The following is a 7988-nucleotide window of genomic DNA, read 5'->3' on the forward strand; positions in this document are numbered from 1 at the left end:
TGTAATAAAAAAATTGCCATGATTAAAAGAATAATTCAAAAAAGCTATGACCACTTCGATTTTCAGGAGAGATCGATGTTCACCATCTTTGTAATTCTTTCAGTGATACTAACCACCATACTTTCTTTCAGCGCCTAGTTATTAAGTTATTCAATCATTTTGAGAAATTTTTTCTCATCAATGATTGGGATCTGGAGACTTTCAGCTTTTGCAAGTTTGCTGGGGCCCATATTTTCGCCTGCTACCACATAACTTGTTTTTGAAGAAATAGAGCCTGAAACTTTTCCACCATTGTCTTCAATGAGCTTCTTGAGGTCATTGCGCGACATTTCAAATACTCCAGAAACCACAAAGGTCTGGCCTTCCAGTTTGTTCGTTTGTCCGGCAAGTTTCTCGGCAGAAATCTCTAATTGCAAGCCGTAACCTTTCAGTCGTTCCACGTTTTTCAGGTTCTCTTCATCTGCAAAGAACTCCACCACACTCTCGGCAATTCGCTCCCCTATCTCATCAACATTTTCTAATTCCTGCTGATTTGCATTTTTCAAAGCATCAATGTTTTTAAACTCCTTCGCCAGCTTTTTGGCTACAGTTTCCCCCACATAGCGGATTCCCAGGGCGAAAAGTACCCGTTCAAATGGGATCTGCTTTGAGTTCTCTATCCCATTGATCAAATTTTCAGCCGATTTTTCAGCCATACGCTCCAGCGGCAGGATCTGTTCTTTCTTCAACTCATAGAGATCGGCGTAGTTTCCTATGAGGCCTTCATTGACCAGAAGTGCCACTGTTTCCCCTCCCAGACCTTCAATATCCATCGCTTTCCTGGAAATATAATGCTGGATTCTTCCAATGATCTGTGGCGGACAACCATTAAAGTTAGGACAATAATGCTGCGCCTCTCCTTCATTTCTCACCAACTCAGTATCACATTCCGGGCAATTGGTGATATATTGAGTGGGATTTGAATCCGGATCTCTTTTAGTAAAATCTACTCCAACGATCTTCGGAATGATCTCTCCTCCTTTTTCCACATAAACCTCATCGCCTTCCCTAACATCGAGTTTCTCAATTTGATCGGCATTATGAAGGGATGCTCTTTTCACCGTTGTACCTCCAAGTTGTACGGGTTCCAGGTTTGCCACCGGAGTTATGGCTCCTGTGCGGCCCACCTGGTAACTGATCTTGTTCAACTTAGTGGAAACCTGCTCGGCCTTGAATTTATAAGCCATGGCCCAACGTGGAGATTTAGCAGTGTACCCCAGCTCTTCCTGCTGGTGCAGGCTGTTAACTTTCACCACTACCCCATCGGTCTCATAAGGCAAATCGTGCCGGTGCACATCCCAGTAATTCACAAACTCCATCACCTCTTTCAGGCTTTTGGCCAGTTTAGCTTCCGCAGGAATTTTAAAGCCCCATTCTCTCGCTTTTTCCAACCCTTCATACTGCGACTTGATCCCCGGAAGGTTTCCGGTTAAGCTGAACAAAAGACAATCTAAAGGCCGCCGGGCCACTTCGGCACTGTCCTGCAACTTCAGGCTTCCCGAAGCTGTATTTCGCGGATTCGCATAAGGCTCTTCTCCGGCCTCCACTCGCGCAGCATTAAGCTGGGCGAAACCTTCGTACGGAAGCACAATTTCGCCCCTAATCTCAAATTTTTCGGGAAAATCACCTTTCAGTCTTAGAGGAACAGACCTTATGGTTCGTACATTATTTGTTACATCATCGCCCTGAATCCCGTCGCCGCGGGTAACGGCCTGCTTAAATTCCCCTTTTTCATAGGTAAGACTAATTGATGCCCCGTCATACTTCAATTCACAGGTGAAATTCACCTCTCCATCAACCTGTTTTTCTATTCTTTTCTCCCAGTTTTCCAAGTCTTCCTTAGAATAAGAATTATCAAGTGAATACATCCTGTGCTCATGCACCACGGTGGCAAAATTCTTAGTGACAGCCCCACCAACCCTTAAAGTTGGGGAGTTCTCGTCATAAAATTCGGGATGTTTCTCTTCAAGCTCCTGTAGCTCCTTTAGTTTTTGATCAAAGTCATAGTCGGATATTTCCGGCTTATCGAGTACGTAATACAGGTGGTTGTGGCGGTGAAGTTCTTCCCGCAGCTTTTTTATTTTTTCTTCAGGTTTCATAGAAGACTTAGTCTTTCGTGCTTAAATGAGGCTCCAAAAATGGCATTTTGGAGAGATATTTTTATTTCAAAAGGAGATGGATAGGCTTTATCCCCAACGGGTATCCAGTCTTTTTGTTCTTTGTTTATGATAATGAAAAGCCCTTCATCATCACCAGTGGCACAAAAATGCTCATAATCTCCGGTGAACTTTGTGAGGCCAAATTCAGAATTCAAAAAATTAAACTGCTTTTCCACATTCGAGGTAGCAAGCCCAATTTCACTGATGCCTTTGATGCTTGCTGAAGAAAATTCTTCGGAAGCAGATTCATACATATGTCGGCGGGAAATAAATTCGAGGATATTCGAATCTTTGTCATAAAAATAAACCGATCTCGCCTGCCATGCGGGGAAATCAATAATTTCATTGCCATCATCGGGCAGAATTTCCACCCGCTGCTTTAACCAGTGCAACGCCTTTTCTTCCTGATGCGCCGGAATATGAAATGCAATATGATAAGGCGTGGCGTTTTTGTCCTCTTCAAATTCGAGGATCGAAAACCCCATTTTTACCCGGAAATTTTCTTCGGAAATCTTTTCCACCGGCAGCCCCAGCACTTCGCTATAAAAGCGGAACTGCGCCTGGACATTTGGAGTGTAAAGTTTCAGAAATTCGATTCTCATGATTTTATTCCTCTTAGCATGCGGTCTACCCCGAAAATATCCTTTTTTAAGCTGGTTGCGAAATTTTTTTCTGCTAAAAGTGCTTCCGTTTCTTTTCCCAGGTACTGGTTGATCTCAAAGTAAAGTTTCCCGCCCGGTTCAAGGTTATCGGCCGCCAGCTCTGTGATTTTTCGGTAGAAGATCAACGGGTCGTGGTCTTTTACGTAAAGTGCTGTTTCAGGTTCATGCTCGAGCACATTGCGCTGCATCTCTTTTTTTTCGAGCTCCCGCACATAAGGCGGATTGGAAACTACTACATCAAACTTTGAAGGCAGCCCTTCAGCAGCAAGAATATCTTTATGAATAAAGTTCACCGCTACTTCATTTAAACCGGCATTGAGTTTTGCTGTTTTCAGGGCTTTTTCAGAAATATCTATGGCTGTGATTTCGGCTTTGGGTAAATGTTTTGCGAGGGAAATTGCGATACAGCCGCTACCGGTGCCTATATCTAAAATCTTTATTCCTTCGGAAGCATTAAGGTCGTCGAGCATCCATTGCACCAGCTCCTCGGTCTCCGGCCTCGGAATTAGCACGTTTGAATTTACCTGAAAATTTAATCCGAAGAATTCTGTAGTCCCTATAATATACTGAAGGGGTTCATGTTGCTGAAGCCTTTGCAAAGCAGCCCTGAGCTTCTCCTCAGTTTCTTCCGAAAGTTCCCGCTGCGGATCCAAAGCAAGATCCAACCTGGTGAGTCCGGTAAACTCCTGAAGCAGGATATTAAAGAAAGAACCAATTTCCTCCTTAGGATACTCTCCTTCCAGGGTGTCAAAAAAGGTATTTTTAAAGGCAGTTATTTTCATTCTTTTTAACTGGTCTGTTTTCTCGCAAAAGGCGCAAATATTTCCGCAAAGAGCGCAAAGACTTTCTATAAAGGATTTCCCGCAGATTTCGCAGATTTCCGCAGATTCTACTAAATCCCCCTGATTGAGAACTTTAATTCCCAAATCTTCAAATTCCCAAATCTTCAAATCATCTTTGGAATTTGGAATTTAGGATCAAAGATCCTTTATCAACCAAACATTACAGTTGTAGTGGCCAGTATCGCCCAGCGGACCTTCCAAAGACTCAAAACCTGAACGAAGGTAAAGCTTCTGCGCCTGTTTCATATAAGGCAGGGTTTCAATATAGCATTTTTGGAACCCCTGCTCTTTGGCAAACTCCAGGCAGGTAGTCATCATTTGAGCACCTACACCCTTTCCTCTCACTTCAGGTAAAAAATACATTTTTTGAAGTTCACAAATAGCCCCTTCAAAGTTAGCCAAAGGTGCAATTCCCGCGCCTCCAATGATCCTGTCTTTATCTTCAACAACAAAATATGCCTTTTTTGGCGCGTTGTATTCGGCATGCATATCTTCAAGGGCGGCATCTTCGTAAGCTGTTCCCACTTTTGGCACCCCCATTTCTACCAGCACACTCCTTATTAAGTTTTTAACCTGCTCATTATCTTCGGGTTTAATTTCCCGTATTACATAACTGCTCATTATCTCTATTAAATGCTATTTTTGTGACGGTGAAGATACATGAAAAATACATAAACCGCTGTATTCAGCTGGCGCAAAACGGACTGGGAAGGACCTATCCCAACCCTGTGGTGGGCAGTGTTATTGTTCATAATGAGGTGATTATTGGCGAAGGCTGGCATCAAAAAGCCGGGGAACCTCACGCCGAAGTAAATGCAGTGAATTCGGTAAAAGATAAAAGTCTGCTTCCAAAGTCTACTATTTATGTGAGCCTGGAACCCTGCAGCCATTACGGAAAAACTCCACCCTGCAGCAACCTGATCATTGACTGCGGAATCAAAAAAGTGGTGATTGGCACTGTAGATCCATTTTCGGAAGTTGCCGGCAAGGGAATTAAGAAGCTCATGGATGCCGATTGCGAGGTGAGAGTGGGTGTTCTGGAACAGGAATGCCGCGAACTCAACAAACGCTTTTTTACCTTTCACACGAAAAAACGCCCTTATATTATTCTGAAATGGGCTCAAAGCAGCGACGGATTTTTAGCACCCTTACCTCTCAAAAATGCCGAAAGAAAGCCCGTTTGGATCACCGGGAAATACTCAAAACAGCTGGTTCACAAATGGCGCGCCGAAGAACAGGCGATTATGGTGGGCACGAACACTGCAGTAGCCGATAATCCTCAACTCAACACCCGGCTGTGGCAGGGAAATAACCCGATTAGGCTTGTGCTGGACAGAAACCTGAGAATTCCGAAAGATTCTCACCTTTTTGACGGATCGGTGAAGACTATAGTTCTTACTGAAGATCCTTCAGAAAAAATCTTGTCCAAAAATGTCATTTTTGAGACCCTGGATTTCAAGGAAGACCTTGCGCAACAGGTTTGTGAAGTACTTTTCCGTCACGAAATCCAGTCGGTGATCATTGAAGGCGGCCGGCAAACCCTGCAGACCTTTATTGATGCCGGTTTATGGGATGAAGCCCGGATTTTCACCGGAAAAACACATTTTAAAGAGGGAATAAAAGCTCCCGAAGTGACCGGCAGGCTTATTTCTGAAACAAAAGTGGATCAGGACCACCTAAAAGTTATTTTCAATGATTAAAACCATCATATTTGATTTTGGAGATGTGTTTCTCAACCTCGATAAACCAGCCACGGCACGGGAATTAAAGAAGTTCGAAATATCCCATTTTTCAGAGGAAATGCTGCAGCAAAACATGGCCTATGAAAAAGGTTTAATCTCTTCGGAAGCATTCATTTCAGGGTATTGCGCATCTTTTCCGCTGTTGACTTCAGAAGCATTTGTGAATTCCTGGAATTCCATTTTGATTGATTTTCCAAAGCACCGGCTGGAATTTCTTCAGCAGTTAAAAGAAGAGGGGAAATACAAACTCATTTTGCTGAGCAACACCAACCATATTCATATTGACTGGGTGAAGCAGAATATTTCGTTTTTTGAAGAATTTAAAAACTGCTTTGATGCATTTTACCTTTCCCAGGAGATCAACCTTCGAAAACCCGATCCTGAAATCTACACTTTTGTACTGCAACAACACGATCTTAATCCGGAAGAGACACTTTTTATTGACGACACTGTAGAAAATACCGAAGCGGCTGCTAAACTGGGCATTCACACCTGGAATATTGATCCTGTAAATGAGGATGTGGTCGATCTATTCACCATTAAAAGCGAATTGTTTTGATCTACCTGCTGTTAAGTGTACTTTCTTCAAGTGTGATCTTTGTAATCTTTAAACTTTTTGAGCGCTTTAAGATCAACACGTTACAAGCCATTATTTTCAATTATTTTTTCGCTTTTTCGGCGGGAATGCTGGTAGACCGGCAACCCCTAAATGTGTCAAAAGTGGTTTCGGAAGCCTGGTTTTTAGGAACCTTTATTCTCGGGTTTATGTTTATCGCGGTGTTTTACCTGGCGGCACTTACCACTCAAAAAAGCGGATTATCGGTAGTCTCTGTCGCTACCAAAATGTCGGTCGCCATTCCTGTACTTTTCGGGATCATTTTATATAATGAAAGCACAGGTTTGACCAAGATCATCGGAATTGTACTCGCCCTGGTGGCGGTTTACCTCACTTCTATCAAAAAGAAAGAGGGAATAAAGATCAAAAAAAGGAACCTGGTTTTTCCGCTCCTGGTGTTCTTTGGCAGCGGAATTATTGACAGCACGCTTAAATTTTTGGAGACTTCTTATGTCGCCGAAGCCGATGTTGCCCTGTTCTCTTCAACTATTTTTGCGATTGCGGGAATTATTGGAATTTTTATTCTTCTCTTTCAGAAAATAAGTGGAAAATTAAACTTCAGCTTCAAAAATGTCATTGGCGGCGTGGCTTTGGGAATCCCGAATTTTGGTTCTATTTATTTCCTGGTGCTCGCCCTGCGTACAGAGGGCATGGAAAGTTCTACAATTTTTCCGGTGAACAATGTCGCTATTGTAATGATCTCTACTTTCCTTGGAATTCTTTTGTTCAGGGAAAGGATGTTACCCAAGAACTGGATTGGGATATTGCTGGCAGTTGCCAGTATTATTTTAATCGCAACTTCTGAAGAATGGATGTAAAAGACACTTATAAAACCATCACCAAACCTTCAGCAGAAGTCCTTTTTAAAGATAAGAACAGTAAGTTTTTTGGATATGCTTTTCCTGTAACTTCCGAAGAAGAAATAAAGGAATTGCTTGAGGAGGTTAAAAAGAAGCACCACTCTGCGAGGCACTGGTGTTATGCCTGGCAACTTGGAAAAAGCGATTTTCACTACCGGGCCAATGATGACGGCGAACCTTCAAATTCGGCCGGAATGCCTATTTACGGACAAATCCAATCCTTTGAAGTTACCAATATTCTTATTGTGGTAGTACGATATTTTGGCGGGGTAAAACTGGGAGTTGGAGGATTGATCAACGCCTACAAAACTGCTGCCCAAATGGCGCTGGAGGAATCTAATATCGTTACCCGCACCATCGACCTGAAGTTTGAGATCTCTTTTGACTATCCCGAAATGAATAAAGTGATGCGGGTGATCAAGGAAAACAATTTAAATGTTGTTGACCAAATTCTTGAACTGGATTGCAAGATCATTATTTCGGTTAGAAAAAGTGAAGCCGAAAGGATCTACGAAAAATTTGACGCTACCTATAAAGTAACGATTAAAGAACTGGAAGATTAAAACCCGAGCTTTTCAAGAATGTGTTGCGGACACCTGATGGGTTTGTTCTTTTCCATATCAACAAAGATGAGGGTAGTTTCAGCTTCGGTGAGCAGTTCCCCATGTTGATTGAAGATTTCGTACTCAAATTCAATACGTACTCCGGGTTTTCTTTTTAGGCGGGTTTCGATCTTTAATTTGTCATCAAATTTGGCAGATTTCTTAAACCTGAGGTTAAGTTCATACACGGGCAGCATCACACCGTCTTCTTCCATTTTTCGATACGAGATCCCCAGAGCATCAAGCCAGTCAATACGTGCAATTTCCAGATATTGTGCATAGTTGCCGTGATACACGACTCCCATTTGGTCTGTCTCTGCATATCGAACTTTAACATAGGTGAAGTGGCTTTTCATGATTTTTTTAATGAATTATTTGATTCGGTTTTGTACTTTCACAGTGAACGAAGTATGCTAAAATTTTTGTTAAATTTCAAGTAGGCAAACGTTTTTTTTTCAGATAATTT

9 protein-coding genes are annotated in these 7988 nt (G+C 42.4%); 4 read left to right on the forward strand and 5 right to left on the reverse strand.

Going from position 1 to position 7988, the window contains the following annotated elements; all coding sequences use genetic code 11:
- Positions 1-146: 146 nt before the first annotated feature.
- From ligA to VS868_RS16380, 4 genes are all read right to left on the reverse strand, one after another.
- Complete coding sequence (gene ligA / locus VS868_RS16365) at positions 147-2138, reverse strand: NAD-dependent DNA ligase LigA (protein ID WP_345598746.1); 1992 nt, start codon at positions 2136-2138, stop codon at positions 147-149.
- Positions 2135-2800, reverse strand: coding sequence for a VOC family protein (locus tag VS868_RS16370; RefSeq protein WP_345598747.1), 666 nt, complete (start codon positions 2798-2800; stop codon positions 2135-2137). The genes ligA and VS868_RS16370 overlap by 4 nt, the downstream gene beginning before the upstream one ends.
- Complete coding sequence (gene prmC / locus VS868_RS16375; protein WP_345598748.1) at positions 2797-3642, reverse strand: peptide chain release factor N(5)-glutamine methyltransferase; 846 nt, start codon at positions 3640-3642, stop codon at positions 2797-2799. Before prmC ends, VS868_RS16370 begins: the two co-directional genes overlap by 4 nt.
- Positions 3643-3837: 195 nt before the next feature.
- On the reverse strand, positions 3838-4323 hold the full coding sequence (locus VS868_RS16380; RefSeq protein WP_345598749.1) for a GNAT family N-acetyltransferase: 486 nt from the start codon (positions 4321-4323) through the stop codon (positions 3838-3840).
- A gap of 29 nt (positions 4324-4352) precedes the next feature.
- On the opposite strand from VS868_RS16380, the gene ribD reads away from it, so the two are divergent.
- The 4 genes from ribD to VS868_RS16400 are packed head-to-tail and all read left to right on the forward strand — an operon-like array spanning position 4353 to position 7483.
- A complete protein-coding gene (gene ribD, locus VS868_RS16385) occupies positions 4353-5402 on the forward strand; it encodes a bifunctional diaminohydroxyphosphoribosylaminopyrimidine deaminase/5-amino-6-(5-phosphoribosylamino)uracil reductase RibD (RefSeq protein ID WP_345599853.1) in 1050 nt (349 codons plus the stop codon).
- Positions 5395-6003, forward strand: coding sequence for an HAD family phosphatase (locus tag VS868_RS16390; RefSeq protein ID WP_345598750.1), 609 nt, complete (start codon positions 5395-5397; stop codon positions 6001-6003). Before ribD ends, VS868_RS16390 begins: the two co-directional genes overlap by 8 nt.
- Entirely contained in the window at positions 6000-6878 is an 879-nt protein-coding gene (locus VS868_RS16395) for an EamA family transporter (protein WP_345598751.1), read from the forward strand. The genes VS868_RS16390 and VS868_RS16395 overlap by 4 nt, the downstream gene beginning before the upstream one ends.
- Positions 6869-7483, forward strand: a complete 615-nt coding sequence (locus VS868_RS16400) for a YigZ family protein (RefSeq protein ID WP_345598752.1) — start codon at positions 6869-6871, stop codon at positions 7481-7483. The genes VS868_RS16395 and VS868_RS16400 overlap by 10 nt, the downstream gene beginning before the upstream one ends.
- Here the strand turns inward: VS868_RS16400 and VS868_RS16405 are convergent.
- Positions 7480-7878 carry a thioesterase family protein gene (locus tag VS868_RS16405; protein WP_345598753.1) on the reverse strand — a complete coding sequence of 133 codons (399 nt, stop codon included), beginning with the start codon at positions 7876-7878 and terminating at the stop codon, positions 7480-7482. The two genes, VS868_RS16400 and VS868_RS16405, sit on opposite strands and share 4 nt — an antisense overlap.
- Positions 7879-7988 lie beyond the last annotated feature (110 nt).

The sequence above is a fragment of the Salinimicrobium sp. 3283s genome (assembly GCF_039602225.1).
In the GTDB taxonomy this organism is placed as follows: Bacteria; Bacteroidota; Bacteroidia; order Flavobacteriales; family Flavobacteriaceae; genus Salinimicrobium; species Salinimicrobium profundisediminis.